Source organism: Streptomyces sp. NPDC050418 (assembly GCF_044458745.1).
Classification (GTDB): Bacteria; Actinomycetota; Actinomycetes; order Streptomycetales; family Streptomycetaceae; genus Streptomyces.
Map to the genome: position 1 here is coordinate 119904 of NZ_JBITIG010000018.1, position 26324 is coordinate 146227.

Below are 26324 nucleotides of genomic sequence, written 5' to 3' on the forward strand. Positions count from 1 at the left end.
GTTTCGGCGCGAGCCGGGGGCGGTCAGCCCGAGGCCAGGCTGCTCCCGTCCAGGCTGCTCCCGTCCAGAAGGGCCAGCCCCTCCGCCGTCTCCGCCCGCAGCGCCTCCTCCGCCGCCGTGGGCGAGGGTGCCGTGCGGCGCTCGGCAAGCGGCAGGATCCCGGGGCCCTGCTCGCCGAGGAAGACCCGCCGCACCACGCGTTCCGCCGCGTGCCCGTCGTCGTACGGGCAGAAGCGCTCGCGGAACGCGGCCCGCCGCCGCGCCGAGCGCTCGCCGTTCCAGGAGCCGTCGCGGAACAGGGCGATCAGCTCGTCCTCGGTCGTGGCGACCTCGCCGGGGGTCTCGCCGGGCTCGCCCGAGAGCAGGTCGAAGGTGACGCCGCGGGCCTTCACGTACACGTCCCAGTCGTCGGCGAACGTGACGATCGGACGGTCCAGGCACGCGTAGTCGAACATCAGCGACGAGTAGTCCCCGATGAGCGCGTCGGACGCGAGGCAGAGCTCCTCGACGGACGGGTGCGCGGACACGTCCTTCACCAGGCCGCGGCGCTCCAGCTCCCGCAGCTCCGGGTCCTCCTTGTAGAAGTAGTGCGTCCGCACCAGGAGGACGAAGTCGGGGCCCAGCTCCCGGGCCAGGCGGGCGAAGTCGAGGCGCGGCACGAAGCCCGCCTGGTAGTCGCGGACCGTCGGCGCGTACAGGAGGGCCTTGGTGCCGGGCGCGATGCCGAGCCGCTCGCGGATCCCGATGACGTCCTCGGCCCTCGCCCGGAAGTAGACGTCGTTGCGCGGGTAGCCGAGGTCGAGCGAGGTGAAGTCGCAGGGGTAGACCCGCTCCCAGTGCTCGGTGCTGTGCTGGTTCGACGACAGGCTGAGGTCCCAGCGGTCGGCGCGTTCGAGCAGCTTGCGGAAGCTCATGCCCTTGGCGGCCGCGGGGAAGCGCTGCTGGTCGATGCCCATGCGCTTGAGCGGGGTGCCGTGATGGGTCTGCAGATAGACCTGGCCCTCGCGCTTGACCACGTCATTCGAGAAGTTGACGTTGTTCACCAGGTACTTGGCGCGGGCCATCACCTCCCAGTACCGGGGGGTGTTCACGACCACGTAGTCCATCCCGGCGGGCATCTCGTCGGCGACCTCCTGGCTCACCACCCACACTCCGTGGATCTGCGGCGCGAGCTCCTTGGCGCGCTCGTGGATCGCCAGCGGATTGCAGGCGGGGCGGCGGTTCCAGTACGCGCCGTACACCGCGAGGTTCTCGTCGAGCGGGCGGCGCAGCTGCATCCGGTAGTGCGCCGCGTAGGCGCGCCTGCCGAGCGCGCGCTTCGTGCGCCGGGCCCGCCGGCCCGCGGTCTGCAGGCCGAAATGGGCCTGCTTGGAGACCTGGAAGGCGGCGTACGAGCCCAGGCGCAGGGCACGGAACTTCGCGCCCATCAGCCCCTCGGGCGGCTCGAAGCCGGCGGGCTCGTACGCGCGGTACATGGCGGCGGCCCTGCGGAAGAACTCCCGGCGGTCGCGGGGCATCACACGGTCCGTACGCGCGAGGGTGAACAGGAAATGGCTCACCATGCGCTCGAAAAGGAACGGACGGAGAGCGTCGAGACCGTCGCGGGCGTCGAGGAAATCAAAAAGCCGGCGGTACTGCGGGAAGATGGTGAAATGCTTACGCCCGGGCGTGCGCATGGAGTTTCCACTGCGCCGCTGACGGTATTCCACGCAGACCCGGTCGAGGCACGCCACGCGCTCGGCGGTGAGCATCGTCGTATAGACCATGAGGGCGTCCTCGTAGAGGCCGCTCGTGAACGCGAATCCGTTCCGGGTGAAGAAGTCGCGGCGGTAGAGCCGGTTCCACACCACCGCGAACATGTGCAGCGTTTCGGGGCGGTCCACGGGACGGAAGCACGTGGCGCCTGCGGCCTCCAGGAGCTCGCCCGACGCGCTCGGCTGCTCCTTGTTCCACCAGTACGTCCGCACATGGTCGAAGAGCAGGATCTCCGGGTCCTCGCACACGTCGAGCCGCTCGGCCATGGCCCGCAGCGCGCCGTCCGTGATGGTGTCGTCGCTGTCCAGGAAGAACAGGTACGTGCCGCGGGCGTGCTCGACGCCGACGTTGCGCGCGTTGCCGATGCCGCCGTTCTCCGTGAGGTGGACGGGCCGTACGCGCGGATCGCGGGCCGCGTACTCGTCGAGGATCGCGCCGCATCCGTCCGGCGAGCAGTCGTCGACCGCGATCAGTTCGAAGTCGGTGAAATCCTGCCCGAGGACCGAGTCCAGGCACTCGCGCAGATATCCCTGCACCTTGAACACCGGGACGATCACGCTGATACGCGGCCGGTCCTGACCGGGCTGATTCACGGACTCTCCTCGTGTAACGCCGCCATAAGCAAATTCTTGAACTCTGCGAACCTAATCCCGGTCACCACCTCGTGAAGTGCGCCGATGGTCCCGGCGGCGAGGGACTTTGGTCCGTAATCCGGGCACCGCCGCCGTGCGGCCCGCCCGGCCGCAGGCGATCCTGGACGGGCGGCCGGACGTCAGGGCGGCAGGACGGGCGGCCGGCAGCACGGCTGGACGGCCGGAATAGGAACGGGTGCCTCCGGTGTTCGGGAGGTTCGGAGGGCGTGCCGTGTCCTCCGGATCTGTCATGTCGTCACGAGGAGGCCTCGCGCGTGAGCCAGTACGTGAGCAGGCTCGGCGGGCGGCTCGCCTCCACGCCCGCGCTGCTGTCCACCACCCCGCGGCTGCGGCTGCCCGGCACCCCGCGCAAGCCGCGCCGGGTCGCGATGCTCAGCGTGCACACCTCGCCGCTGCACCAGCCCGGCACGGGCGACGCGGGCGGCATGAACGTCTACATCGTGGAGCTCGCCAAGCGGCTCGCCGCGATCAACATCGAGGTCGAGATCTTCACGCGGGCCACGACCGGCCACCTCCCGCCCGAGGTCGAGCTGGCGCCCGGTGTCCTCGTACGGCATGTGGACGCCGGTCCGTACGAAGGTCTTGCGAAGGAGGAACTGCCCGCCCAGCTCTGTGCGTTCACGCACGGGGTGATGCGCGCCTGGGCAGGCCACCGTCCCGGTTACTACGACCTGGTGCACTCGCACTACTGGCTGAGCGGCCACGTCGGCTGGCTCGCCGCCGAGCGCTGGGGCGTCCCCCTCGTGCACGCGATGCACACGATGGCGAAGGTCAAGAACGCGGCGCTGGCCGAGGGCGACACCCCCGAGCCCGCCGCCCGCGTCATCGGCGAGACACAGATCGTGGACGCCGCGGACCGCCTCATCGCCAACACGGACGAGGAGGCGGACGAACTCGTACGGCATTACGCGGCCGATCCCGCCAAGGTCGCCGTCGTCCACCCCGGCGTGAACCTCGACCGCTTCCGCCCGGCCGACGGACGAGCCGCCGCCCGGCAGCGGCTCGGGCTTCCGCAGGACGCCCTGATCCCGCTGTTCGCGGGCCGCATCCAGCCCCTCAAGGCCCCCGACATCCTGCTGCGCGCCGTGCACCTGCTGCTCGACCGCCGCCCCGAGCTGCGCTCCCGCCTGGTCGTGCCGGTGGTCGGCGGCCCCTCCGGCAGCGGTCTCGCCAAGCCCGAAGGCCTGCAGAAGCTGGCCGCCAAGCTGGGCATCGCCGATGTCGTACGGTTCCGGCCGCCGGTCGGCCAGGAGCAGCTCGCCGACTGGTTCCGGGCCGCGTCCGTGCTGGTCATGCCCTCGTACAGCGAGTCCTTCGGCCTGGTCGCCATCGAGGCCGAGGCCGCGGGCACCCCGGTGGTCGCCGCGTCCGTCGGCGGTCTGCCCGTGGCGGTACGGGACGGGGTGAGTGGCTTCCTCGTCGAGGGGCACGACCCGGCCGCGTACGCGCGGAAGCTGGAGCTCTTCGTGGACGAGCCGCACCTGGTGGAGCGGATGGGCGCGGCCGCCGCCCGGCACGCCCGCTCCTTCGGCTGGGACACCGCCGCCTCCGCCACCGCGGACGTCTACACCGCGGCCCTGTTCGACCAGCGCCGTCGCGTACGCTCGCACCATGGCTGACGCGCGCGAGGTCCTGGAACAGACGCTCAAGGACGCCGAACTGTCCTGGGAGTCGCCGGAGCCCGGTGCCTACGTCGTCCAGCTCCCCGGCACCCGCAAGCTCTCCACCACACTCTCGCTGCGGCTGGGCCGGCACGCGCTCTCGCTCAACGCGTTCGTGATCCGCCACCCCGACGAGAACGCGGAGGGTGTGCACCGCTGGCTGCTCGAACGCAACCTGCGGCTGTACGGGGTGGGTTACGCGATCGACCCGCTCGGCGACATCTACCTCGCCGGCAAGCTCCCGCTCGCCGCCGTCACGCCCGACGAGGTGGACCGGCTCCTCGGAGTCGTCCTCGAAGAGGCGGACGGCTCCTTCAACACCCTCCTGGAGCTGGGCTTCGCCTCGGCGATCCGGCGCGAGTACGAGTGGCGGGTGTCGCGCGGGGAGTCCACGCGCAACCTGGATGCGTTCACGCATCTGACCAAGCCGAGCGCCGGCTAGCTCTTCTCACACCCTGCACAGCCCCTTCCCTGCCCTCCTCTGCCGTGCCATGCTCACCGCGCACGCAGACGTGAATGCTGTTCACATACGTGAAAGGGCGGTGCTCATGGAAGGGCTCAGCAGACGGGGGCTGCTCGGCGGTGCGATCGCCGTGGCCACGGCGGCGACCGTCGGCACCACCCCCGCCGCCGCGGGGACACGGCCCGAAACGGCCGCGCTGTGGCGGGAGTTCACCCGCACCCCGTACACCCACCCGCAGATCCCGTACGTGGGCCGCGCGGGCTACGCGCGCGGCAGCCGCTCCCGCCCCCGCCCCCGCATACGGGCGAACGTCCTCGCGTACGGCGCGAAGAACGACGGCTCACAGGACGCCGCCCCCGCGATCAACCGTGCCCTCGCCGATGCCGGACGAGCCGGCGGGGGCACGGTGCTCATCCCGGCGGGCACGTACCGCATCGACGGCATCATCCGGATCGCCCACAGCGGCGTGGTGCTGCGCGGCGCGGGCAGCGGGCGTACCAAGCTGCTCGCGACCAAGCACCTCACCGAACTGATCGGCAAGTACGGCAGCCGCTACGGCGGCACGAAGTCCGGCTGGTCCTGGGCGGGCGGCCTCATCTGGCTCGCCCCGCAGGCGCGTTGGGACTCGCTGATCGCCGCCGTCAAGGCGCAGGACTGGCCCTTCGAGGGCTGGACCGGCAACAAGCGCGACGCGTGGGAGACCCTCACGACGGTCGCGCCCGCCGAGCGTGGCGACTGGTCGGTGACCGTCGCCGACCCCTCGCGCCTCGCGCCCGGCCGGCTCGTCCTGCTGCGCCTCGCCGACGACGCGGACCACACGCTCCTGGAGCACATGGCGGGCGGCGGCGCGGGCGCCGAGGCGTACACCTGGGACGACAAGACCAAGCTCACCTCGTACGTCCCCTACGAATGGCCCGTCCGCATCACCGCGGTCCGGGGCAGCCGGGTGACGTTCGAGCGCCCGCTGCCGCTCGACGTCCGCCCCTCGTGGGACCCCCGCCTGACCGCCCTCGCCGAGCCCCTCACCGGCTCGGGCGTCGAGGGCCTCACCCTCGAAGCCGTCGAGACGCCGCAGGCCCAGCATCTGCTCGACCTCGGGTACAACGGCCTTGCCTTCCAGTGCGCGTACGACTGCTGGGCCGAGGACGTCGTCGTACGCCACGTCGACAACGGCTTCGGCTTCATCGCCGCCTCCGCGTGCACCCTGCGCAGGACGCGTGTCGGCGGCCGGGGCTCGCACCACCCGTACTACTGCCGTGAGGGCTCGCACGACAACCTCGTCGAGGACTTCACGATCGAGCAGCGCACCGTGCCCGCGCCGGCCGGAACCCAGCTGCACGGGGTCAACGTGGAGGGGCTCTCCAGCTACAACGTCTGGTCCCGCGGCACCATGCACATGGGCACCTTCGACACCCACCGCGGGATGCCCTTCGCCAACGTCCGTACCGACGTGACCGTCGACAACACCGGGACGCACGGCGGCGACGCGAGCGCGGGCCCGCTGTACGGGGCCCGCTTCACGCACTGGAACGTCACCGTCACCAACGGCCGCGCGGGTTGCGTACGCCTCGACGGGATCGCCCCGTACAGCGCGACCGTGGCGATCAGCGAGGTCCGCGAGTTCGGCCAGATCGACGTCCCGGACTTCACCGGCGAGCTGCACACGCGCAGCGAGGCGTACGGGCGTCCCGGCGGGGTGCGCCCGCAGAACCTTTACGAGGCTCAGCGGGCGCTCGCCGTCAGGCCTTGAGCTCGGCTCTGGCTCCCTCGGTGGCGGCGGCCTGTACGGGCTCCGTGGCCACCGGGGCGGCCGGGGTTCCGGTCACCTCGTCCGTCGCGGGCAGGTTGCGCATCAGGAGCCAGTAGCCGAGCGCGGCCACCGTGCCGAGCACCGCCGTGGCGCCCCACAGCCAGTCGGCGCCGAAGTGGTCGATCACGAACCCGGCCATCAGCGGGGCCGCGAGCGCCGCCACCGACCAGGACATCGAGTACATGCCCTGGTAGCGGCCGCGGCCGTGCACCGGCGAGAGCCGGACGACGAGGCTCGTCTGGGTGGGCGCGTTGACGATCTCGGCGAGCGTCCAGACGACGATCGTCAGGGCGTACGTGGCGATCGACCCGGCGAACGCGGTGAGCCCGAACCCGTACCCCGCGAGCAGCGCCGAGATCACGAGGAGCTTCTGCGGATCCCGGTGCTCGATGAACCGCGTCACCGGAATCTGCAGGGCCACGATCAGGACGCCGTTGACGGCGATGACCATGCCGAAGTCCGAGGGTGTGAAGCCCTCGCTGCCCATCGCGACCGGCAGGCCCACGTAACTCTGCGTGAAGATCAGCGAGATGAGGAAGGAGAGCCCGACGACGCCCATGAACCGGCCGTCCTTGACGACGGTCCCCATCGACACCTGCGGGTCCACGGCCTTCCCCGCCACGACGGTCCGCTCCGGCCGCGACTCGGGCAGCTTCAGGAAGACGAGCACCGCGCACGCCATGGTCAGGACGGCCTCGCCGAGGAATCCGGCGAGATAGCTGTACTGGGCGACGATGCCCGCGGCCATCGACGAGAAGGCGAAGCCGAGGTTGATCGCCCAGTAGTTCAGGGCGAAGGCCCGCACGCGGTCCTCGGGCCGCACGATGTCGGCCATCATCGCCTGGACGGCGGGACGCGAGGCGTTGGACGCCACCCCGACCACACCGGCGACGGCCGCGATGGCCACCGGGTGGGTCATGAACCCGAGCACCGCGACGCTGACCGCCGTGGCGCCCTGCGCGAGGAACATCGTGGGCCGGCGCCCGAGCCGGTCGGTCAGGACACCGGCGCCGAGGGTGCCGAGGACACCGCCGAGGCCGTGCAGGGCGGCCACAAGTCCCGCGTACGAGGCCGAATAGCCCCGGTCGAGGGTCAGGTACAAGGCCATGAACGTGGCGACGAAAGCCCCGAGCCGGTTGATCAGGGTGCTCGTCCAGAGCCACCAGAACTCACGGGGGAGCCCGGCCACGGTCTCGTGGGCGGCCCGCCTGATGCTGGCGATCGACATCGGTGTATCCCCCCGGAAACGGCTGGTGAAGTGGTGCCTGTAATAGGCGCTCAAGGTGCTCACACGTTACGAGTCGAGGGTCCGTGCGGGCCACCCGATTAACAGGAACCGTCAATCGGCGGCCGGGGGGTCCGGGCACCGGACTGCGCGCGCGAGGGGCCCGTGGGTTCGATTACGCTCGGAGCCATGGCCGACGCACCGTACAAGCTGATCCTCCTCCGCCACGGCGAGAGCGAATGGAACGCGAAGAACCTGTTCACCGGTTGGGTGGACGTCAATCTCAACGAGAAGGGCGAGAAGGAGGCGGTCCGCGGCGGTGAGCTGCTCAAGGACGCCGGCCTGCTCCCCGACGTCGTGCACACCTCGCTCCAGAAGCGCGCGATCCGCACCGCGCAGATGGCGCTCGAGGCCGCCGACCGCCACTGGATCCCGGTCCACCGCTCCTGGCGTCTGAACGAGCGTCACTACGGCGCCCTGCAGGGCAAGGACAAGGCCCAGACCCTCGCCGAGTTCGGCGAGGAGCAGTTCATGCTGTGGCGCCGCTCGTACGACACCCCGCCGCCGGCCCTGGAAGACGGCACCGAGTACTCCCAGTCGGACGACCCGCGCTACGCGTCGATCCCGCCGGAGCTGCGCCCGAAGACCGAATGCCTGAAGGACGTCGTGGGGCGCATGCTCCCGTACTGGTACGACGGCATCGTCCCCGACCTCCTCGCGGGCCGCACCGTCCTGGTCGCGGCCCACGGCAACTCGCTGCGCGCCCTGGTCAAGCACCTGGACGGCATCTCGGACGCGGACATCGCGGGCCTCAACATCCCGACAGGCATCCCGCTCGCCTACGAACTGGACGCCACCTTCAAGCCGGTGAAGCCGGGCGGCACGTACCTGGACCCGGACGCGGCGGCGGCTGCGATCGAGGCGGTCAAGAACCAGGGCAAGAAGAAGTAAGCACCCTCGATCAAGCCCCCTACCTGCGGTCTTTCCGTGAGTAGGGGGCTTGAGTCGTGCCTGGGGCCGTCTGTGGGCCGTCAGCCCGGATGCTGGGCCTTGTCGTACGCGGCGGCGATGGCCTTCCTCGTACGCTCCTGGCTGCTCGGCATGAGGTGGGCGTAGACCCTCAGCGTCAGGCCCGGATCGCTGTGCCCGAGGTACTCGCTGACGGCCTTGATGTTCTCGCCACCATCGAGCAGGGCCGAGGCGTAGAAGTGCCTCAGCGCGTGCATCCCGTGCTCGCGCGCGGCGGCGTGACCCTCAGCCCTGGTCTTCGGCTCGGGGATCACCCCGGCAGCCACGAGAGCAGGCTTCCACGCCTCCGTGTTCAGGGAAGTGCGCCACACGTGGTTGCCCCCGGGCGCGGTGAAGATCAGGCGATGAGTGGTCATCGGCCCGTCGGCGGTCCTCCATGGCAGCGTGATCTCAACGGGCGGGAACTCCTTCATGTGGGCACGCAAGGCGTCCGCCACCGGCTCGGGGAGAGGAACATCCCGGAGCTTGCCTCCCTTGGGCGGGGCGAACACCGGCTTGCTCAGGCTGAGTTTGAGCTGCCGCACCACGTGCAGGGTGTCCGACTCGAAGTCGATCGCGTCCACGGCGACGCCAAGGATCTCACCCTGGCGGAGCCCGCAGCCGGCACCCAGATCCGCCATCGCCCGATAGCGCTCAGGCAGGCCCGCTTGTACGGCGAACACCCTCGTAGGAGTCCACGGGGTGATGCGCTTGCGCTCGACCTCCGGGGCCTTGACGGAGCGTGCCGAGCACGGGTTCCGGGCCAGGTACCCGTCATCCACGGCAGCGCTCAGCGCGGCCCGCACGTTCGAGTAGATGACCCGGGCGTACGAGCCGACGACACCGTTCTCCTTGAGCGTTCGGGTCCAGTCCCGGATGTGCTCCGGCTGGAAGGTCCCGAGCGGGCGCGACCCGATGTACGGGAAGGCGTGCAGCCGGAGTTGGGAGGTCATCGAGGCTTCGGTGTTCGGGTCGGTCGCGGCCGACGGCAACCAGCGCTCGGCGTACTGCTGAAACGTCGTCTTGGCCTTGAGCGGGTCGAGGTACTGGCCACGCGACATGTCGGCCTCGATATGCGCCAGCCATTGATCAGCCAAGCGCTTCTGCTTGTCCGGGAAGCTCTTGGACTTCTCGGTACCGTCGGGGCCGACGTAGCGGGCGCGATAGCGCATCCCGGTGCCATAGCGGTCGGTCTTGGTCTTGACGGGCTTACCGTCGGGCCCCGTCTCGACCTTGTACCAGCGGTCTTGGATGTGTCCGGCCATCAGGCAGCCCCTTCCATCAGGGACTGGACCCACAGGCTCACGTCTTCGGGGTCGAAGCGAAGGTGCTTGCCGACTCGGAACCCGCGCGGTCCGATGCGCTTGCGACGCCACTCGTAGACGGTCTCGATCGGTACACCCATGAGGTCGGCCAGGTCGGCTGGAGTGAGGTAGCGATCGGGGAGGGGCCGGGTCATGCGCAGACCTCCCAGTCGTCGGCGTCGAGTTGGTCGGCGCGTGCTTCGCGGGCGGTCTCGCGGTTGAGGCGGATGTCCCGGGCGATTGATTCTGCGAGCAGCGATTCACCGGGGGTGTGGCCGTGTCCGGCGTAGGTCCAGTGCGCGAGGACCAGCGTGGAGCCCTCCTGGTCGTCGAGGTCTTCCGTGTAGCCGCGTGCCTTGCGGTCCTGGCGGGCGCGGAAGTCGGCGCGGACCTGCCGTAAGGCTCCGAGGGTGGTCGAGTAGCGGCGGGACTTGGTGGAGAAGTGGCCACGGAAACCGAGCATGTGCGACCAGTGCGCGAGCAGCCGATCCGGATAGTTCGCGTTCAGTTCCCAGCAGGCTTCGATCAGGCGCCGCGTGTGGTCCGGCAGGTCTGGGAGCCGGTCGAGCTCGCGGACTTCCCCGATGCGGCGGTCCACGGTGCCCGTGGTCTCGGCGGCCTTGGTGGCGTACTTGGCGACGTACGCGGCCACGGTCTCTTCAGTCAGGTCATCCTCGGCTAAGCCGCCGATGGGCTGGACATCCACCTGCGTGCCCCACTTCAAGGAGCGGGCGGGGAAGCAGCCGGCCGCAGGCACGTCCACGGTTACTCGAGCAGCAGCCGAGCGGATCGCATCGTCCAGGAGCGCGACCGAGGCCCAGGCGGGCGGCTCGGTGTCAGGCCCGTCGGGACCGTCGAGCCGGACGACCCCGTGGAAGTGCACGGCGCCGCGCTTCTGGAACTCGGCGACCTTGCCGAAGGAGACCCGGCAGTGATCGGGCAAGGCCCGTTGGGACAGGCCCGCACGCCGCGCGATCTCACGGCGCAGGTAGATCGTGAAGCGTCGCCACAGGTCGCCCGCATGGTTGTTCCACAGCACTGCGCCCGCGTAGTCGTAGCGCTCTGGATCGAGTGCCGTGCCGAGCTGGGGGTCATCTTCGGTGTGCGTGCGACCGCAGCGGCAGCGGCCGGAGGCGGGGCGGTTGTGGACCGGGCCGAAGCTTGGGGCGGTGAGCGTGGCGAAGACCCGGGGGTGTGAACGGACCGCCGGGGCAATGCCCTTGCGGGTATCGCCTGTGATCCCGGCACGGATCAGGTGGTAGGTGTCGCCCGCGTACATCCAAGCGCACGAGGGGCAGCGCGAGGCACGGCGGTTGCCGCAGGCGACGCGGAGCCGCCCGCCGGGTTCTTGCTGGGTCGAATACGAGTACAGCGTCTCGCCGGTCGCGCGGTCTTTGGTGAGCGTCCAGCCTTCGAGGTGGATCGGGTTCGAGCAGCCACCGGTACGGCGGATCTGCTCCTGCCACCGCTCGAAGTCCGGATCACCGGCGACCCTCAGCATGTCCGCGAGGGTGATTGGGTCGGTGCCGAACGAGGCCGCCATGTCAGCGACGGCCTCGGGCGCAACAGGCAGGTAGGTCACCGGCGACGCCCCCTCTGCGGGGAGCTCACGGACGGATCGGAAGGACCCGACGTGTCCGCAGAGTTGCGGTGCCAGGAGTTGCGCTGCGGCTGGTCCTTCTCAGACCTGTGCGCGTCGAGGTCGCGGTGCGTCTGCGCGAGGACCTTCGCGTCGTCGGCGTCGTACCCGCGAGGCGGGGAGTCAGGCTTGCGGCTGAACAGACCCATCACTCGCTCACCGCCCCAGACTGAGCAACGAGCCGTTCGAGGAGCGATTCCAGCGTGGCCACACGATCAGCGAGAACGGCCCGTGTGGGCGGACGGCCCTTGCGCGTGAAGCCGAGCTCATCCGGGGTCGACCGGTACAGAGCGCACAACAGGACCTGATACTTCGGCCCCGGGCGCATGGCGTCGTTCTCCCAGCGCGAGAGCTGCACCTTCAACGAGGACTCGGTGGCGATGTCCCAACCCCAGTGCTCCGCCAGCAGGATCAGAGCGCGGATGACCTTGTACTGAGACCAGCCACGGGCCACCCGGGCACGGGCAAGAGGCGTGTCCGCCGCACACAGCGAACGCACCGGGGCAGGCGGAACGTCCACAGGCAGCGCGATCGTCGAGGTGGTCATGCCGTCACCACCTGAGAGGCGCGCAGCCAGCGAGCACCCCGGCAACTACGGCACCAGGCCGTCAGGTTCGGGGTGTGCTCGAACCCGGTGTGATCACAGGTCGGGCAGTCCACCCAGGTACCGGCCCACCAGTCGTCTGCGCACTGCCTGTTGCTCAGGCAGGAGTTCACCGACCGGCACACCGGGCACGGGCGGTACAGCGAGTACGCCTCGGTCTTGTAGTGGCACGAGCAGGGGACGATCGCGCCCACGCGACCGGAGATCGAACCGTCGGTGTCGGTGACTTGCAGCAGACCCGAGCAGTCCGCGCAGATGTCGTCGATCGGGACCGGGACGTCATCACCGGTCTCCCAGTCGAAGGCCCGACCAGCGGGGCACGGGTACGGCGAGGACTGGGTGTCGTGCATCAGCACCCCAGCGGTGCCGTGCCGCTGCCAACCCCAGCTCTCGACCCTGGCGCCGCATCCCATACAGGGCGTCGGGGACTGGGGAACTCCTGCGTCCCAGTAGGCCAGGCGCCGCGCGTCGGTCAGCACGGGGGCGACCGCTCGAAGCGCAGCCACAACACCTAAGGCTTTGGCCTCAGTTCGCGGAGTCGTCTGCGTCGCATGCATCATGGAACTTCCCTTCGTGGGACGAAGGGGGCGGCGTGCTGCTTGGCGGTAGAGCGCCGCCCCCGGGCTAGCTAGGAATAGAGTGCTCTATAGCGTCATAGTGCACAAGTCCTTGGGGTGCATCAGGGTGTAATAGTTCGCTCTAGGTCGATACGCTCGATCCATGACCGTTGCGGATGACGACCCGAGGCCCAAGAAGGTGCAGATCGCTGACGCGCTGCGCGAAGAGATCACGGCTGGAAAGCCCGCAGCCGGACAGCGTTTGGGGTCATTGCGAGACCTTGCCGAACGGTTCAAGGTCACGACGGTCACGGTCGGCCAGGGGCTACAGATCCTCATGGACGAGGACCGGATCTTCTCGGTACCCAATCGGGGGTACTTCGTGAAGAAAGACGCGCAGGGCAACGAGAAGGCCGGGGGTAAGGACGCGAGCGTCCAAGAAGTCATCAGCGCACTCCAATCCGAGGTTCGGGAACTTGCCGCCCGAGTGGCCAAGTTGGAGGTGCGGGCCGATGGAACGGGCAGCGCCTAACGTGTGATTAACCATCGCTCTGAGTGATCGGCGTCACTAGTGACACAGACGGTGTCACCGGGGGACAGCCTTGGTGCCAACCCCCTGTCACCCCCCATGTCACCGGCCTACGAGGTGGAAGACTCGAAGCAGGCACCCGGACGGGAGGCAGGCAGCATGAGCGACGATCGACCGACATGGGCACGACGCATAGCCGCTGAGCGACTGGCCCGGCAGTGGTCGCAGGCCGAAGCAGTGGCCGCGCTGCGGGCACACGCACCGAAGCCCATCCCCGAGGGCGCCAGCATGATCCGGCAGTGGAAGCGCTGGGAGGCGGGCGAGGTCACGCCGAGCGAGTTCTACCAACCGATCATTGCGGCCGTGTTCGGCACCGTGACGCATGCGCTCTTCCCAGCGGCCGGCCGCCGCGACGGCAACGCCGAAATCGTGGCCGTGAGCGGCATGGAAACCCTCGACATCATCAGCCGGTTGCAGTCCTCCGACGTGGACAACTCCACGCTGGAAGCCCTCAGGATCACCACAGATCGGCTGTGCTCCGAGTACCCGTACCTCCCGAGCGGACAGCTCGTGATGGAGGGGCGCCAATGGCTCAAGCGGATCGCCGGACTTCAGGGCCAGCGGCTAACCCTCGCTCAGCACAAGGAAGTTCTCACCCTGTCCGGATGGCTCGCGCTCCTCGTGGGATGCGTCGAGTACGACATGGGCGACCGCCCAGCGGCAGAGAGCACACGCCGAGCGGCCCTGTCCCTCGCGACCGAAGCCGAGAACGGCGAGATCGCCGGATGGGCGCACGAGATGCGCGCTTGGTTCTGCCTCACGACGGGCGACTACCGAGGCATCATCGCGGCATCCCAGACGGGCACGGACGTAGCCCCGCACCACGGCGTAGCCATCCAGCTCGCGGCCCAGGAAGCCAAGGCATGGGCCAGGCTCAAGGATCGGCGCCAGACCGAAGTAGCCCTTGATCGAGGGCGGAAGCTCCTCGAAGGCATGCCGTACCCGGAGAACCTGGACAACCACTTCGTCGTGGACCCGGCGAAGTTCGATTACTACGCCATGGACTGCTACCGACTGCTCGGCGAGGACCGCATTGCCGAGACCCTGGCACAGGAGGTCATCCGGGCCAGCACGGACTTTGACGGCACTGAGCGCGCTCCGATGCGCATGGCCGAGGCCAGGCTCACCCTTGGTGTCGTAGCGGCTCGACAGGGCGACGTGGAGCAGGCCGTGAACTACGGCGAACTAGCGCTGACGGCAGAGCGGCAGTCCCTGCCTTCGCTCCTCATGGTCAGCCGAGAACTGGCGTCCATCGTCCATCGCGACTACGCCGACGACGCGGCAGGCCGGGATTACCTCGATCACCTGAACACGCTGACCCGCGCCACCTGAGCCAGCCCGTTACAGGTTTCTCTACCTCGATCAAGAGGCTCGCTCCGCTCGCCGGCCGCCAGGCCCGCAGGTCCGATCTCGCCCTGCCTGAGGACCGCGCCACGGGGAAGCGGGAACGCCGACACCACGCCGACGCCGCGATCCGACCTCTGAAGAGAGATAGAGACCAAGAACAAGGGCCGTAGTCGCAGACGAACCGGCGGACCCCACAACCCCAAAAACCAGAGGCCTAACAGAGTCAGGTCGATCCGCAAGGGAATCGTGTGCCGCGCAGAGCGCGGCGGCGCCGGACGGGCGCCGACGCGCGCTCCCCTCCATGTCTACGCCACCGGGGGCGCACGTCGTCACCCGTCCGCGCCCGCAAGGGGCGAAGAGCAAGCATGGGCCAGGGGGAAGCCGTACAGGCGCAAGCCGCGTTGTGCTCAACAAGCAAGGCCGGATCGCGGCGCCGGCGCGATGCCAGCGAACCCACTCTCACGGACGGGGCCCCTCGGCTGGGGCGGTCGGTTCCACGGCTTTAGGCAGCCACTTTGGGGCGAGCCTCGAAGACCTTGGCCCCAACGTCGTGCTTTAACGGGCAGGTCCACAGACTGCCCGACTCGCGATGAGCTTACGGGGCCAAGATCACTCGCCCCAAAGCAGCTCCAGCCCAAAGCCGCTCCACCGACCTCGCGCCGTCTTGTGCCTGCCCCTCTGCAACACTGGCGCTGGATCGCGAGGCAGTGTTTTGGAGGGGTGGGGGTCATGGGAGCGATCGTGCTGGTCGCGGCAGGTGTGCTGTTCTCGGTCGCGTTGACGTGCGCGGTACTCGGCATCCACGCGCTCCTGCTCGGCAGACTGCCCAACATGTGGCTACAGCGTCACGTCAAGAACCCGAGGGTCTGGGGAGCTGGCGCATTGCTGTTGGTCATCGGCACGTTCTGGTCTGCGACCGTCGGCGTCATCGGAGTAGGCCTGATAGCCATCGGGCACGTCAGAGCATCAGCATCCTGACCTTGCAGGAAGGGATTGCTGTACAGCAGAGAAGTACAGCAACCACGCCGACCACTACCGCCCGTAGTAGCCCTTCACGAGCTGCATGACCAGCCCAGCAGACCTCAGCGACCGCCCCGCCGGTAGTTCGCATCGAGAGGGTCGGCGTGCACCGGGCGACTTGGTTCGGTGATCGAGTACCGCGCCGACCTCAGGTGCGGAGGTGTGGCCACCCGTCCGGATTCGAGTAGGACTCGTAGCAGTACCGGGTCTGCCGCTGCCACTCCCTACCGGTGGCGAGTTCGTAGGCCTGATCGGGTACGTACAGGAGCGATTCCCCGTCGTACTCGGATGCTGTGTACGGGGCGAAGCGATCCACGTCGAAGAAGACGCTCTCCCAGACGGATCGGCCGGCCGCGACCACAGCGCATCGCGTGTAGAGGAACACGTCAGCGGACTGAGGGAAGGGCGCGCCGTCGGGCAGCGTCAGATCGGCGACCGGCAGTGTGCCGAACTTCTCCTGATCCAGACGGTACAAGGCCTCGGCAAGACGCTCGGCGAACCCCTCGATTTCAGGCACAGGACGTCGGCTCAGGTCTGCCACCAGGCGAGCGCAAGCAGGCTCATCGGCCTTGCCGCCCAGGGTGTCTATCAAGCTCCAGAAGTCGGCCCACGTCATCATCATGGCCAGAGAGTACGGCGCGCCGATCCTGGGCCGTCTGTGGGCCGTCCGAGGCCACGGAACAGCACCCGACAACCACCGGCAACGACCAGTACCCGCCCAGTGGTCAGCGCCCGGACCAGGCAATACGCAGGTCACCATCAACCCCTGCGAGACCCAGGGCAAGAAGAAGTGGGCCTTGCGCTTTGGGCTCCCTGCCTGGGGTTCTTCCGCGAGCAGAGGGCCTGAGTCGTGATCACCCACGCCGGGGCAGCGGTGCCTCCAGGTACAGGGAGGCCAGTCTCGGGAGGCGGTGTCGCATCTCCTCGGGGTCGTCGAAGTCGAAGTCGTCGCCCATGTCATGGGTGTCTCGCACCGGGGCGTCACGTGTGGCCACGAATTCGTCCCAGGCCTCGTAGAAGTCCTCCTCGCCTCCGGTGAGCAGTTCGTAGGCGTCGCCGGCGGCGTAGTTGGTGTCCTCGTCGAAGAGCGCTTCGTCGCGGTGGGCGCCCACGGCGGCGATCACGGCCGGATGGCCGGCGAGGCTGTCGGGGAGAGCCGCTGCCTTCTCGTACCAGTCCTTGCCCGAGGCGATCAGGCCGGCGCGGAAGTCCATGAAGCTGTCGTCCGAGCAGCCTCCGCCGATGAGGTAGGCAGCCGCCCAGACATCCCATCGGTAGACGGCTGCACGCAGCTCGTCGAAACGTTCCTGGTAGCTGAGGATGTCGCTCTTCGTACGCGTGGCCAGTTCATCCCTCAGCGCCTCGGCGAATCGCCTGTCTGCGGTGCAGGCCGATCGAGCTGCTCGGATGACGTCCCAGAACTCAGCGGTGTCCATGGCCGGGCACTCTGCCACCCGGGTACGACAACGGCCTCGGGGCGTGTGCCTCCGGTGCCGGGCGGAGCGGGTTGAGGGAGCCGAGTTCTACGATCACGCGATGAGTTACGACATCTTCTTTCTGAGCCGGCGCGAAGGGCAGTCCTGGGCCGAAGCCCTGGAGGCCACCGAGGACGTGGCGCCGAGCGCGGACGCAGGGCCGATACCCGCTGCGGTATCCGAACTGTCCGTGTACGGGGACGAGGTCGGCATCACCGTGCCCTACTGGCATACCGGCACGGCCGCGGAGGGAGCTCTCGGCGAGCTCCTGGCTCTCTGCTCGATCGTGGAGAAGGAGACCGGACTGACCGCGTACGACCCTCAGATCGGGATGCCGTTGGCCGCCGCTTCCCTGCCGCAGGCGGTGGAGATCATGTCCGGCGTCGCCACCGATCTGCGGACCCGGTACGGGGGTTGAAATCTCCGGTGGTCCACACGTCACACGCCGCCCTGCTCCCATCTCTTGATGACCCGCAAAGGAGCCTCGGCCGACGGCCACACCTGGACGCGGACCCGTTCCATGGTCTCGGGGCTCAGGTCGGAGTCGATGTCGGCCTCGGCAGCCCGCGCCAGGTTGCTCTGTGACACACGGACGCGATTCCAGCCGGGGTGCACCTCGAACGACGCCGCGTCGGGGCCGTAGTCCGTGCAGCCCATGACGGTCAGCCGTCCCCGCGACACATGGAGTCCGGCCTCGACGACGTGATCGAAGCCGGCACTGTCGTCAGCCGGTTCTCCGGACAGGAGGTCGACCGAGACGAGCACGTTGACGTTCACCGTCGTGCCGATGCCCAGCGCGTCCTGAGCAACCGCAAGGTGATCGGTGACCGCCTGTTCCGTCCAGGCGTCGCCGAGGTCACCGTCCGAGTCCGCGTCGGACACGTGGATCTGGTGGTAGTCGGCGAAGAGCGTGAGTTCCGTGGTCGCTGCCATGGCGGCACAGTGCCATGCGGCTGCACCGTGCCAAGCGGCGGGCTACCCGTGGCGCGGCGTGGGTGACGGCGGCAGTCGCAGGTCCTCCACCGGTGGGATGGTCCAGCGGGACGGGTCCGGCACCTTGCCGGTGCCGCGGCGGGCCGCGAACGGTGCGTCCATGAGCGCGACCGCGGCGAGGAGTCCGAGCGTGGCGCCGGTGCCGCCCGACACCATGTCGAGGAGCAGAGGGGCGAGCGCGGCCGCCGCTATCGCGAGCCGCAGGAGCAGGCGGCCGTGGACCGCCCCGCGGAAGTAGGGGCGGGGGAGCACGGGAAGGGCCTGCAGACCGGGGGTGGTGGCGCGCAGGTTCGCGGGGTTCGTCAGGTAGCGGTCGGTGTAGTCGAGCGAGGCGTAACCCCAGACCATTTCCCCGCTGTCGGCCACGACGGCCACCGGATAGGCGGGATTGCGCCGGCGCCGGACCACCGAGAGGACAAGCTCCCACCGCTGCGGCCAGAGCATCCACACACCGCTGCCCGCATACCGGGGACCGAACACGGCAAGCTGCTTGCGGGCGTGGTCGGGGCCGTTGGGGTCCTGGTTCAGGCCGTGGACGCCGTACCAGTCGCCCACGGCGTCCCGCACCTTCAGCATCTGCGCGACCTGCGGCTCGGCATCGATGAGCGCCGTGCTGTCCTCCGGTACGAAGCGGATCCACTCGGCACTGCCGACCTCGAAGCGCACGGCCACGACCCGGCCGGCCTCCGCGTCCTGCGCCAGCAGCCGGTGCGCCTTGGACAGCGGCCGGACCAGCACTTTCTTCACCAGGATCCAGAGGACCGCGGCGGCCCACCCGCCGCACAGCAGACCGCCCAGAACAACACCGCCGAGGTGGATCTCCTGGTACGCGGCATAGCGGAACACCGCCCAGGGAGCGACCGCGACAAGGGCCATCCCCGCGGCCAGGTACCAGTCGACCGGATTCCTGAGCAGTACGGACGGGGGAGCGGGCAGGGGTGCCGGTGCGGGCGCAGGAGGCCCGGAGGGCGGTGTCCGCCGGGTCAGCACAGCCCATGCCCCGAAACAGGCGGCCCCCGCGGCGAGCGAGGCGAGGACGTCCCAGCGGGCGCCGTCGCCCCGCTCATGGACCAGGAAGAGGACGACGGCGACGGCTGCGCAGAAGAGCGATGCGGCGCGCAGGGGTTCGGCAAGGGCGGGTCTCATGAGGTTCCTGGAGGTCGGCCGGACAGCGGTATGAGGAGCGGGATCCGAAGATCCGCTCACTTCGACGTCATCCAGACCAACCGGGCGCACGGAAGGTTGTGGCCTGCACGGGAGTTGCCAAGTGGCTCTGCTCCTGGGGGAGTTCGCGAGCTTCCGCAGCCGGACGCGGACCGTGTCCACGCACGGAACGGCCGAGGGGCCCGCTCCGGAATCGGAACGGGCCCCTCACCTTCGTACGGAAACTGCGTACAGAAACTGCGTACGGAAACGGGGCCTCAGCCGCCGCACTGGCAGGGCGCCCCCTGCTGGCAGCCGCAGCCGCAGCCCGAACCGCAGCCGCAGGCGCCGATCAGCGGGAGCCGCAGCACCTCGGCCGCCTCCGCCGTGTCGGCGGGCTGTTGGGTCTCTGGCGTGGGGGACTCGGCCATACGAACCTCCTCAAGGCACGGTTGCCTACGCCCAGTTGATGCCCACAACGCACGGCGCATCAACGGCGCACAGAGGTTCGGTCCGGGTCCGGGCCGGGTTCGGCCCGGACGATCCGCCTACGCGCCCTCGGTCACGCTCGCCGGCGCACCACCCGAGTTCGCCTGCAGCTCGTCCGCGTGCTCACCCGTCACCAGGTACACCACGCGCTTGGCCACCGACACCGCGTGGTCCGCGAAACGCTCGTAGTAGCGGCCGAGCAGCGTCACGTCGACCGCCGTCTCGATGCCGTGCTTCCACTTCTCGTCCATCAGGTGCTGGAAGAGCGTGCGGTGCAGCAGGTCCATCTCGTCGTCGTCCTGCTCCAGTTGCAGCGCCAGATCGACGTCCTTGGTGATGATGACCTCGGCCGCCTTCGCCATCAGACGCTGCGCGAGCTGCCCCATCTCCAGGATCGTGGCGTGCAGGTCGCGCGGCACCGCCCGCTCCGGGAACCGCAGCCGGGCCAGCTTCGCGACATGCTGCGCGAGGTCGCCGGAGCGCTCCAGGTCCGCGCTCATCCGCAGCGACGTGACGACGATCCGGAGATCGGTGGCGACCGGCTGCTGCCGCGCGAGCAGGGCTATCGCCCGCGCCTCCAGCTCATGCTGCAGATCGTCGACCTTCTGGTCGGCGGCGATCACGCTCTCGGCGAGCTTCAGATCGGCATCGAGCATCGCCGTCGTCGCGCGCCCGATCGCCGATCCGACGAGCCGGGCCATCTCGACGAGGCCTTCGCCGATCGAATCGAGTTCCTCGTGGTACGCGTCCCGCATTGATCAGTCCCTCTCTGAGTACGTGCCGGGGCACCCCGCCAAAAGGCGAGGCTCGGCACCCCACGCCGGCGGGGCTCCTGACCCCACGCTCCCACGGTCCCGGGCAAACGCGACCGGGACCGGCACCCCATGTGAACCACCTCTGTCCTCAAGGTGAACTCTGGGCACCGTCGCGACCACTCCGGGTACCCCGCACACCCCCGCGTACCGGACGCATCACCGCAGCTCGGCCACCCAAATGAACCAATGGCCTACCGGTGGTGAACTCTCGGCGACGAGTGTTCGAGCAGACACCCCGACGGCTGTGGCGGGGCCGGATCCCCTGCTTAACCTGGAGGCATGGACGTGAACGCGGCGGTCGCCGCAGCTGCTGCGATTGCCGGGGTGTGCACCGGTGTCATCGCCATGCTGGCGTTCCGCTGGAGCGAGCGCGACCAGAAACGCCCCACCCGCACCTCCCTGCGCCCCGACGTCACCGCGGTCCTGCCGCCCGGAGTGGACACCGTCCTCTCCGTGCTCCGCTCCTCCGCGGTGGTGCTCGACGAGGGCGACGCCGTGGTCAAGGCCAGCTCGGCAGCGTACGCGCTCGGGCTGGTCCGCGGCGGGAAACTGGCCGTCGAGCCCATGCTGCAGATGGCCAGGGACACCCGGCGCGACGGCGAGATACGCCAGGTCGAGCTCGATCTGCCGCGCCGCGGCACGGGTCGCGGCGAGGCCCTCGCGGTCTCCGCCCGCGTCGCCCCGCTGGGCTCCCGTCTGGTGCTGCTGCTCGTCGAGGACCTCACCGAGGCCCGCCGCATCGAGGCGGTACGGCGCGACTTCGTCGCGAATGTGAGCCATGAGCTCAAGACGCCCGTCGGCGCCCTGAGCCTGCTGTCCGAGGCGGTCATGGACGCCGCCGACGACCCCGAGGCCGTCGAGCGCTTCGCCGGCCGGATGCAGATAGAGGCGACCCGCCTCACCAACCTCGTACAGGAGCTCATCGACCTCTCCCGGGTGCAGAACGACGACCCGCTGGAGGACGCCGAGCCCGTACGCGTCGACGAACTCGTCACCGAGGCCATCGACCGCTGCCGCCACCAGGCCGGCACCAAGCAGATCACCATGGCCGCAGGGGGCACCGCCGACCTGTTCGTCTGGGGCAACCGCGGCCAGCTCGCCGCCGCCCTCGGCAACCTCGTCGAGAACGCCGTGAACTACAGCCCCGCCCGTACGCGCGTGGGGATAGCCGGACGCCGGGTGAACGCACCCGGCGGCGACCTCATCGAGATCGCGGTCACCGACCAGGGCATCGGCATCTCCGACAAGGACAAGGACCGCATCTTCGAGCGGTTCTACCGCGTGGACCCGGCCCGCTCCCGGGCCACCGGAGGCACCGGCCTCGGCCTCGCCATCGTCAAGCACGTCGCCGCCTCGCACGGCGGCGAGGTGACCGTCTGGAGCTCGGAGGGCCAGGGCTCCACCTTCACGCTCCGGCTTCCGGAGGCGGGCTCGGTCCGCGCACGGAAGCCGTTCCCGGGTGCGGACTTCGACCAGCTCGAAGCCTCCACCGGACCTCATGACCCGCACGACTCCGCTTCGAACCACCCCGAAGCTCGCGCGACCCGCGAGCCCCTGCCTGCCCCGGAGGTCCTTCCGTGACCCGAGTGCTCGTCGTCGAGGATGAGGAATCCTTCAGCGACGCCCTGTCCTACATGCTCCGCAAGGAGGGTTTCGAGGTCGCCATCGCGACAACGGGCCCCGACGGTCTCGACGAGTTCGAGCGCAACGGCGCCGACCTCGTCCTCCTCGACCTGATGCTCCCCGGCCTCCCCGGCACCGAGGTCTGCCGCCAGCTGCGCGGCCGCTCCAACGTCCCGGTGATCATGGTGACCGCCAAGGACAGCGAGATCGACAAGGTCGTCGGCCTGGAAATAGGAGCCGACGACTACGTCACCAAGCCCTTCTCCTCCCGTGAGCTCGTGGCGCGCATCCGCGCGGTCCTGCGCCGCCGCGGCGAGCCGGAGGAGGTCACCCCGGCCGCCCTGGAGGCGGGCCCGGTCCGCATGGACGTGGACCGCCACGTGGTGACGGTCGGCGGCGACAAGGTCGACCTGCCGCTCAAGGAGTTCGACCTCCTGGAGATGCTGCTGCGCAACGCGGGCCGCGTCCTGACCCGCATGCAGCTCATCGACCGCGTCTGGGGCGCGGACTACGTGGGGGACACCAAGACACTCGACGTCCACGTGAAGCGCCTGCGCGCCAAGATCGAGCCGGACCCGGGGGCGCCGCGGTACCTGGTGACGGTGCGTGGTCTGGGCTACAAGTTCGAGCCGTAAACCCTGGTGCTACGTGCAAAGGGGCGCCCACCGTGCGGTGGGCGCCCCTTTCGTGCTGTCTGCGACCGGTCGGTGACCGGGCTCAGCGGCTCAGTGGCCCGCGGTGCTCTCCGACGCCCCGTCCGCCGGCTCGCCCGACGCGCCGTTGCCCGCCGGGCTCTCGGACGCGCCCTCGGCGGGCTCCTCCGAGGCGCCGGTGGACGGCGACTGGCTCGCGGAGCCGGTCGGGGTGGCGGACTCCGAGGCGGCGCCGCCGGCCGGCGCCTCCGGCACCTCCGAGGGACCCCACTCGGTGAAGTAGCCCTCGGCCGGGACGACGAAGGTCTTCATCGTCACGTCGCCGGTCTCGCTGAGGCTGAAGGTGACCTCCTGCGCGTTGCCGTCCTTCACGGCCTCACGGCTGCTCGGGAGCATCGCGGAGGCGTTGCCCTTGCCGCCGATCACCAGCGAACCGCCGGCGGGAATCGACAGCGAGCCGCCCTTGGCCGGCTTGAGCTCGGCCTCCTTGGCGGTACCGACGACCTTGACGGACTCCAGCGTCTGGGCCGTCGTGCCGTTGTTGAAGATCGTCGCGGAGATCGCGGCCGGGCCGGTCGACTCGCGGTCGGGCTGCGTGATGACCAGCGCGTTCTGGATCTTGACCTTGCCGCCGTCGACGGAGGTCGCGGCGTTGTCCGGGCGCACGCCGAGGGTCTGGGCGTCGTTGCCGGCACCGCACGCGGCGAGCGTGGCGATCGAGAACGCGAGGGCGGTGGCGGCGATGGCGCCGCGTCGAAGGCTGCGGCTCACGGCGGGCGCAACTCCTTAAGCGTGGGGCGGACGAGGGTGGTACGGACGGCGGTAAAGCCATCCTGAAAGTCTGTCAGCGGGCTTAGGTTACCGACCGCCTGTCGCCCCACCGCACCCGACCCGCCCCTTGCCGTGCCGCTCACCGGCGGTCGGCCGTACGGGACTTCACAGTTCGGATTTCACATAATCGCCACGCGTGCACCGTGGTGAATTCCCGCGTAACGCCGAGAAGCCCTTCGGAAGAAACGAGGGGACCTTGGCTGAATTGATCACCATTGATCACCGAGTTACGCCTCGGTAGTCACTCGCGCCCCACTCGTCACGCCGGCAATGACCTCGGCAAAGAACCCGCCAATGATCAATTCCGGATTGCCCGCGCACATGGCGGAACCCGCCGCCCGGCAAGGGGGCAAACCGGGACGTTCGGCCCCCTGGAGGGGCCGCCGGGGCTCTGTGACGTACATGTTTCGGCTTCCCGGGACAGCCGCTCCGACCTGCGAATACCTTCCTCCGCAAAGGTCCCGCAGCACGTTCGTGTTGCAGTTGTCAAGCCCCGAGATATGCCCTGACCTGCGAAAACGCCATTCAGAACCCGCCGTTTCCGTGTTACCCTGGATAGCCACGGAAGGGGTACCTGTCACATGACGTTCAAGGTTGGCGACACCGTGGTCTATCCCCATCACGGGGCCGCGCTGATCGAGGCCATCGAAACTCGCCAGATCAAAGGCGTGGACAAGACCTACTTGGTGCTGAAGGTCGCCCAGGGCGACTTGACTGTTCGTGTGCCAGCGGACAATGCGGAGTTCGTAGGTGTGCGTGACGTGGTCGGCCAGGACGGCCTGGACCGCGTGTTCGAGGTGCTGCGTGCACCGTATGCCGAAGAGCCCACCAACTGGTCGCGGCGCTACAAGGCGAATCTCGAGAAGCTCGCCTCTGGCGATGTCATCAAGGTCGCCGAGGTCGTTCGCGACCTGTGGCGTCGTGAGCGTGAGCGCGGCCTTTCGGCCGGCGAGAAGCGCATGCTCGCCAAGGCGCGCCAGATCCTGGTGAGCGAGCTCGCGCTCGCGGAGAACACCAACGAGGACAAGGCCGAGGCCCTCCTCGACGAAGTCCTCGCGTCCTGACGCGAAGAATTCGCAAGCGGGGGGATCGCTGATCACCCCCACAGGTTGCGGACATTGCGATGTCCGTCGGCCTGCATCCTGATGCCGCGGTGCCCGCCGGCCGGTCCCAGACCGAGCTGCCGGGCACTGCGGCATGCTTGCGTCAGTGCTGCGCAAGCGAAGCCGTACGCAATTCAGAGCTGATGTGTGCCGGGCCCGGGCACTGGCGCCCAGGTGCTCGACCGCGTGTCACGGAAGGGGTCGCGGTCAAGGCGTCGCGCCCGGCACGGTGTGGCCATACCCATGTCCCCCGAGGACACAAACCTGAACGCGGACCTGATGTCAGACGAATCGCCTGAAGCCCCCCAGAGCGCGCCCGCCCGCACCGCCGCGGTCATCCCCGCGGCCGGCCGCGGAGTACGGCTCGGACCCGGCGCCCCCAAGGCGCTGCGCACCCTCGGCGGGACGCCGATGCTCATCCATGCCGTACGCGCCATGGCCGCCTCACGGGCCGTCTCGCTGGTCGTCGTGGTCGCGCCGCCGGACGGGACCGCCGAGGTCAAGGGCATGCTCGACGCGCACGCGCTGCCCGACCGCACGGACTTCCTCGTGGTCCCCGGCGGCGAGAACCGCCAGGACTCCGTGAAGGCCGGCCTGGACGCGCTGCCGCCCGGCTACGCCGTCGTCCTCGTGCACGACGCCGCCCGCCCCCTCGTCCCCGTCGACACCGTCGACGCGGTGGTCGAGGCGGTACGGGACGGGGCGGTCGCGGTCGTTCCCGCGGTGCCGCTCGCGGACACCGTCAAGGAGGTCGAGCCCTGCGCCACGGGCCCCGAGCCCGTCCTCGCCACGCCCCCGCGCGCCCGCCTGCGGGCCGTGCAGACGCCGCAGGGCTTCGAGCGCGCCACGCTCGTACGGGCGCATGAGACCGTCACCGAGAATGTGACCGACGACGCGAGCATGGTGGAGCAGCTGGGGCTGCCCGTCGTGGTCGTGCCCGGGCACGAGGAGGCGTTCAAGGTGACGCGTCCGCTGGATCTGGTGCTCGCCGAGGCCGTGCTCGCACGCAGGAGGAAGAACGATGGCTACTGAGACCCCGGGGACTCCCGGACCGGCCCCGCGGATCGCCGGACTGCCGCAGGTCGGCATCGGCACCGACATCCACGCCTTCTCCGCCGACGAGCACCGCGAGCTGTGGGTCGGCGGGCTGCGCTGGGAGGACTCCGGGCCCGGGCTCGACGGCCACTCCGACGCCGACGTCGTGGCGCACGCGGCGTGCAACGCGCTGTTCTCGGCGGCCGGGCTCGGCGACCTCGGCGCGCACTTCGGCACGGGGCGCCCCGAGTGGTCCGGCGCCTCGGGCGTCACGCTCCTGACGGAGGCGGCGCGGATCGTGCGGGCGGCCGGCTTCGAGATCGGCAACGTCGCGGTGCAGGTCGTGGGCCTGCGGCCCAAGGTCGGCAAGCGCCGCGAGGAGGCCCAGGAAGTGCTGTCGGCGGCGGTCGGTGCCCCGGTCTCGCTCTCCGCCGCGACCTCCGACGGCCTCGGGTTCACCGGGCGCGGCGAGGGCCTGGCGGCGGTCGCCACGGCGCTGGTCGTACGGGTGGGCTGAGACCCGGTCGTA

The 26324-nt window shown here is 69.5% G+C and carries 27 protein-coding genes; 13 read left to right on the forward strand and 14 right to left on the reverse strand.

The genetic code is table 11. The annotated features are described in order from the left end of the window. Positions 1–23: 23 nt before the first annotated feature. A complete protein-coding gene (locus tag ACIBI4_RS34015; RefSeq protein ID WP_399208095.1) occupies positions 24–2348 on the reverse strand; it encodes a CDP-glycerol glycerophosphotransferase family protein in 2325 nt (774 codons plus the stop codon). Positions 2349–2662: 314 nt separating this feature from the next. On the opposite strand from ACIBI4_RS34015, the gene mshA reads away from it, so the two are divergent. The 3 genes from mshA (at position 2663) to ACIBI4_RS34030 (ending at position 6282) form a co-directional block, all read left to right on the forward strand. Further along, positions 2663–4027 (forward strand): D-inositol-3-phosphate glycosyltransferase, encoded by a 1365-nt coding sequence (gene mshA, locus ACIBI4_RS34020; protein ID WP_399208096.1) that lies wholly within the window; start codon positions 2663–2665, stop codon positions 4025–4027. After that, positions 4020–4511, forward strand: coding sequence for a YbjN domain-containing protein (locus tag ACIBI4_RS34025; protein ID WP_399208097.1), 492 nt, complete (start codon positions 4020–4022; stop codon positions 4509–4511). Before mshA ends, ACIBI4_RS34025 begins: the two co-directional genes overlap by 8 nt. Positions 4512–4617: 106 nt before the next feature. Continuing rightward, the gene (locus tag ACIBI4_RS34030) at positions 4618–6282 is read left to right on the forward strand and encodes a glycosyl hydrolase family 28-related protein (RefSeq protein ID WP_399208098.1); all 1665 of its coding nucleotides are present in this window, start codon (positions 4618–4620) and stop codon (positions 6280–6282) included. On the opposite strand, the gene ACIBI4_RS34035 is transcribed toward ACIBI4_RS34030, so the two are convergent. Next, positions 6272–7570 (reverse strand): MDR family MFS transporter, encoded by a 1299-nt coding sequence (locus ACIBI4_RS34035; protein WP_399208099.1) that lies wholly within the window; start codon positions 7568–7570, stop codon positions 6272–6274. The genes ACIBI4_RS34030 and ACIBI4_RS34035 overlap by 11 nt on opposite strands. Before the next feature lie 186 nt (positions 7571–7756). On the opposite strand from ACIBI4_RS34035, the gene ACIBI4_RS34040 reads away from it, so the two are divergent. After that, positions 7757–8518 carry a phosphoglyceromutase gene (locus ACIBI4_RS34040; RefSeq protein ID WP_399208100.1) on the forward strand — a complete coding sequence of 254 codons (762 nt, stop codon included), beginning with the start codon at positions 7757–7759 and terminating at the stop codon, positions 8516–8518. Positions 8519–8598: 80 nt separating this feature from the next. On the opposite strand, the gene ACIBI4_RS34045 is transcribed toward ACIBI4_RS34040, so the two are convergent. The 5 genes from ACIBI4_RS34045 to ACIBI4_RS34065 all read right to left on the reverse strand — a co-directional run bounded on the left by ACIBI4_RS34045 (position 8599) and on the right by ACIBI4_RS34065 (position 12472). Next, the gene (locus ACIBI4_RS34045) at positions 8599–9840 is read right to left on the reverse strand and encodes a tyrosine-type recombinase/integrase (protein ID WP_399208102.1); all 1242 of its coding nucleotides are present in this window, start codon (positions 9838–9840) and stop codon (positions 8599–8601) included. Continuing rightward, positions 9840–10034 carry a helix-turn-helix domain-containing protein gene (locus tag ACIBI4_RS34050; protein ID WP_399208103.1) on the reverse strand — a complete coding sequence of 65 codons (195 nt, stop codon included), beginning with the start codon at positions 10032–10034 and terminating at the stop codon, positions 9840–9842. The genes ACIBI4_RS34045 and ACIBI4_RS34050 overlap by 1 nt, the downstream gene beginning before the upstream one ends. After that, positions 10031–11422 carry a replication initiator protein RepSA gene (gene repSA, locus ACIBI4_RS34055; protein WP_399208135.1) on the reverse strand — a complete coding sequence of 464 codons (1392 nt, stop codon included), beginning with the start codon at positions 11420–11422 and terminating at the stop codon, positions 10031–10033. The genes ACIBI4_RS34050 and repSA overlap by 4 nt, the downstream gene beginning before the upstream one ends. 244 nt (positions 11423–11666) lie before the next feature. Then, positions 11667–12065 (reverse strand): XRE family transcriptional regulator, encoded by a 399-nt coding sequence (locus tag ACIBI4_RS34060; protein ID WP_399208104.1) that lies wholly within the window; start codon positions 12063–12065, stop codon positions 11667–11669. Then, on the reverse strand, positions 12062–12472 hold the full coding sequence (locus tag ACIBI4_RS34065; RefSeq protein WP_399208105.1) for a hypothetical protein: 411 nt from the start codon (positions 12470–12472) through the stop codon (positions 12062–12064). Before ACIBI4_RS34065 ends, ACIBI4_RS34060 begins: the two co-directional genes overlap by 4 nt. 370 nt (positions 12473–12842) lie before the next feature. Between ACIBI4_RS34065 and ACIBI4_RS34070 the strand changes: the two genes are divergently transcribed. The 3 genes from ACIBI4_RS34070 (at position 12843) to ACIBI4_RS34080 (ending at position 15593) form a co-directional block, all read left to right on the forward strand. Further along, the gene (locus ACIBI4_RS34070) at positions 12843–13211 is read left to right on the forward strand and encodes a winged helix-turn-helix domain-containing protein (protein WP_399208106.1); all 369 of its coding nucleotides are present in this window, start codon (positions 12843–12845) and stop codon (positions 13209–13211) included. 156 nt (positions 13212–13367) lie between these two features. Beyond that, a complete protein-coding gene (locus ACIBI4_RS34075; RefSeq protein WP_399208107.1) occupies positions 13368–14600 on the forward strand; it encodes an XRE family transcriptional regulator in 1233 nt (410 codons plus the stop codon). 744 nt (positions 14601–15344) lie between these two features. Further along, entirely contained in the window at positions 15345–15593 is a 249-nt protein-coding gene (locus ACIBI4_RS34080; RefSeq protein ID WP_399208108.1) for a hypothetical protein, read from the forward strand. A 190-nt stretch (positions 15594–15783) separates the two neighbouring features. Here ACIBI4_RS34080 and ACIBI4_RS34085 read toward each other — a convergent pair whose 3' ends face one another. Next, complete coding sequence (locus tag ACIBI4_RS34085) at positions 15784–16257, reverse strand: DUF4240 domain-containing protein (RefSeq protein WP_399208109.1); 474 nt, start codon at positions 16255–16257, stop codon at positions 15784–15786. Positions 16258–16489: 232 nt separating this feature from the next. Then, complete coding sequence (locus tag ACIBI4_RS34090) at positions 16490–17071, reverse strand: DUF4240 domain-containing protein (protein ID WP_399208111.1); 582 nt, start codon at positions 17069–17071, stop codon at positions 16490–16492. 100 nt (positions 17072–17171) lie between these two features. Here ACIBI4_RS34090 and ACIBI4_RS34095 point away from each other — a divergent pair, with 100 nt between their 5' ends. Next, positions 17172–17528: a hypothetical protein gene (locus tag ACIBI4_RS34095; protein WP_399208112.1), complete on the forward strand. Its 357-nt coding sequence runs from the start codon at positions 17172–17174 to the stop codon at positions 17526–17528. Between the two features lie 20 nt (positions 17529–17548). Here ACIBI4_RS34095 and ACIBI4_RS34100 read toward each other — a convergent pair whose 3' ends face one another. From ACIBI4_RS34100 to phoU, 4 genes are all read right to left on the reverse strand, one after another. Beyond that, on the reverse strand, positions 17549–18043 hold the full coding sequence (locus ACIBI4_RS34100) for a hypothetical protein (RefSeq protein WP_399208113.1): 495 nt from the start codon (positions 18041–18043) through the stop codon (positions 17549–17551). Between the two features lie 42 nt (positions 18044–18085). Beyond that, positions 18086–19249 (reverse strand): hypothetical protein, encoded by a 1164-nt coding sequence (locus ACIBI4_RS34105; protein ID WP_399208114.1) that lies wholly within the window; start codon positions 19247–19249, stop codon positions 18086–18088. 275 nt (positions 19250–19524) lie between these two features. After that, the gene (locus tag ACIBI4_RS34110) at positions 19525–19677 is read right to left on the reverse strand and encodes a hypothetical protein (protein WP_399208115.1); all 153 of its coding nucleotides are present in this window, start codon (positions 19675–19677) and stop codon (positions 19525–19527) included. Positions 19678–19794: 117 nt separating this feature from the next. Further along, positions 19795–20490: a phosphate signaling complex protein PhoU gene (phoU, locus tag ACIBI4_RS34115; protein ID WP_399208116.1), complete on the reverse strand. Its 696-nt coding sequence runs from the start codon at positions 20488–20490 to the stop codon at positions 19795–19797. Between the two features lie 339 nt (positions 20491–20829). Between phoU and ACIBI4_RS34120 the strand changes: the two genes are divergently transcribed. Together ACIBI4_RS34120 and ACIBI4_RS34125 are read left to right on the forward strand one after the other, a co-directional pair. Further along, complete coding sequence (locus ACIBI4_RS34120) at positions 20830–22131, forward strand: sensor histidine kinase (RefSeq protein WP_399208117.1); 1302 nt, start codon at positions 20830–20832, stop codon at positions 22129–22131. After that, positions 22128–22808 (forward strand): response regulator transcription factor, encoded by a 681-nt coding sequence (locus ACIBI4_RS34125; protein ID WP_187817023.1) that lies wholly within the window; start codon positions 22128–22130, stop codon positions 22806–22808. Before ACIBI4_RS34120 ends, ACIBI4_RS34125 begins: the two co-directional genes overlap by 4 nt. Positions 22809–22898: 90 nt before the next feature. Here the strand turns inward: ACIBI4_RS34125 and ACIBI4_RS34130 are convergent, their stop codons facing one another. Next, the gene (locus tag ACIBI4_RS34130) at positions 22899–23597 is read right to left on the reverse strand and encodes a DUF461 domain-containing protein (RefSeq protein ID WP_399208118.1); all 699 of its coding nucleotides are present in this window, start codon (positions 23595–23597) and stop codon (positions 22899–22901) included. 641 nt (positions 23598–24238) lie between these two features. Here ACIBI4_RS34130 and ACIBI4_RS34135 point away from each other — a divergent pair. The 3 genes from ACIBI4_RS34135 to ispF all read left to right on the forward strand — a co-directional run bounded on the left by ACIBI4_RS34135 (position 24239) and on the right by ispF (position 26312). Further along, entirely contained in the window at positions 24239–24721 is a 483-nt protein-coding gene (locus ACIBI4_RS34135) for a CarD family transcriptional regulator (protein ID WP_003953493.1), read from the forward strand. A 318-nt stretch (positions 24722–25039) separates the two neighbouring features. Then, positions 25040–25792: a 2-C-methyl-D-erythritol 4-phosphate cytidylyltransferase gene (gene ispD / locus ACIBI4_RS34140; protein ID WP_399208119.1), complete on the forward strand. Its 753-nt coding sequence runs from the start codon at positions 25040–25042 to the stop codon at positions 25790–25792. After that, positions 25782–26312 carry a 2-C-methyl-D-erythritol 2,4-cyclodiphosphate synthase gene (gene ispF, locus ACIBI4_RS34145; RefSeq protein ID WP_399208120.1) on the forward strand — a complete coding sequence of 177 codons (531 nt, stop codon included), beginning with the start codon at positions 25782–25784 and terminating at the stop codon, positions 26310–26312. The genes ispD and ispF overlap by 11 nt, the downstream gene beginning before the upstream one ends. Positions 26313–26324 lie beyond the last annotated feature (12 nt).